At 57.6% G+C, this 2,080-nt stretch carries 1 protein-coding gene and 1 pseudogene; both read right to left on the reverse strand.

The features are described 5' to 3' along the window. Positions 1–533 (reverse strand): annotated as a pseudogene (locus ACH2EH_RS05370) (hypothetical protein); the annotation flags it as partial. A 182-nt stretch (positions 534–715) separates the two neighbouring features. Beyond that, positions 716–2,080: hypothetical protein (locus ACH2EH_RS05375; RefSeq protein ID WP_395139660.1), on the reverse strand; the 1,365-nt coding region annotated here is incomplete at its 5' end.

Raw genomic sequence — 2,080 nt, forward strand, 5'->3', positions numbered from 1 at the left:
ACATGACCACTACTGTTGCTATTATCATCGTAGCGTATGGCGATAATATCGCCGATACTGATCTGGCTAGCGTTGAGGAATCCTGCGCTAAACCAACCCGTTACTCCGGTGCTGAGAAAACCGTAGTAGTCTTCTGCGTAGGGGCTTGTGGAGCCAAGCTTAGCGGAGAAGTCATTCTCTGTTTTATTGAAGGCGTGACGCAGGAGCATGGAAGTAAACGAGGCGCATAGTGAGCGATTCTCGCTGTAGGTGTAGCCATTTTCGCCTTTCCAGCGAAGATTAGTATTGGTGCCCGTGTAGTCATTCTTGTCATCATTGGGAGTGCTGTTGTGCTGAATAACGAGCTGGTCAACAAGTGCCTTCGCATTCCAAACATGTTTTGTGCTATAGGCGGGAATGCCTAAGCCAAAGTCACGTGATAGGGCAGGGCTTTCCTGGGGAGCGGCAACGGTGCCTGCGCCGCCGCAGCCGATCAGGCTAAAAGTGAGAGGGAGAAGCATCAGGCTCGCGGAGAGGCGTGAGAGGTTCATCATTCTATTTTTCCTATTGAACCATGCGATTATTGTACCCATGTTTTTTATATGTCGGCATATAATAACATGGCGACTAATAAAAATCAAATAATGTGACATACTTAACAGGCAGCCCCTGCTCAAAGAAAAAAGCCCCTCCTTCGCGGTATAGGCAAAGAAGGGGCTTGGGTGTGGTGGAAAAGCTATTCCACGCGGACTTTATCTGAGGCGCTACGCCCGAAGGTCTCGGGGGCGTACATCTCCTCGGCCTTGGCGGGCGGGGCGATGAAGCTTCCCGGTGTGGTGGCGCGGCAGATGTAGCTGTACTCATAGGCCCCTTCCCAGAGATAGGAACAGAACGCCTCAGCTCGCTCGTCGCGCAGGTTCTGGTGCTCGTACCAGTTCCACCAGGACCAGTAGCGGCGATAGCCGCCTCCGCCCCCAAAGCTGGGGGAGCTGGGAGCAATGCTTTCCGTGCCGCGTAGCTCGGGGTTGAGGGCTTCGAAGCCTGCGGGCAGCGGGTCAACCAGCGCGACATGGTAGCGGCGCGTGGTCGCCACCATGGTCACTTTGACTCGGACTTTTGCTCCCGCTTTCACCACCCAGGTACCGTCGGGGTCGCGCTTGACATCGCCGGGATTGTCTATAGCCTCGTAGGTACGGCTGACCGAGAAGCCGTAGTCGGCGGCGGGGAGCTGAAGGTTCTTCGGGGCGTAGCGCATGCCGATCCGGTAGTAGAGCCGACCCGCGCCTTGCTTCTCTATCGTGAGTGGCTGCATCCCCGGCTTCTCGGTAAGCGTCGCCATAGGGATCTTGGTTGAAATTCGATCCGTGGTGCGGCCCTTAAAAGTACCCTCACCCGCGAATTTTTCTCCGAGCCAGAGCCGGGCGACAAAGTCAGGGGTCACGCCCTCGAACTTTCGGAAGTAGCGGTCCAGCGCGAGTAAGATAAACGCGTTTTCCTGCGTGTTGCCCCATGCGCCGCGCTTTCGACCATCGAGCAGGCCGCGCACGAGCTTGGGAATCAGATCGCTCTGCGGCTGATCCGCAATGAGCGCATCGAGAATCACGCCATCGGCGCGGCGGTCGGAGTGAAGTACCAGATACGCACCGTCGTTGTAGGAGAACGTGTAGTGCGCCGCACCCGCCGTCTCCGTGGCCTTGTTGTCCAGCCAGCGCCGGACGTTTGTCAGCGACGGATCACCCGCCAAGACATTCAATAGCCAGCCGATTGTCTCCGGCCCCAGCTCGTCGAGTGAGGCTTCGGCGAGCAGGCTTTTCGCCCGCACTTTATCGCTATCCCCCGCCAGATGCCGAACATAGAGCGCGTAGGCGATGATCATCCGGCGGCAGCGCGGCGAATAAATCTCCTCGAACTTGGTCTCGATGGCTTTGAGGTAGGCCAGTGAGCGCTGGTAGGTTGCCTCGGGAACGGCGAAGTCTTTCTGCTTGGCGCGTACCAGAGCGTGCGCGACATGGACTCCGAGATAGGGCCAGGGGCGCTCGGTGCGGCTCCAGAATCCAAAGCTGCCGTCGCTATTTTGCAGCTCACCAAGCCGCGCCAGATC

Origin of the sequence: Armatimonas sp. (assembly GCF_043760365.1) — a bacterium.
In the GTDB taxonomy this organism is placed as follows: domain Bacteria; phylum Armatimonadota; class Armatimonadia; order Armatimonadales; family Armatimonadaceae; genus Armatimonas.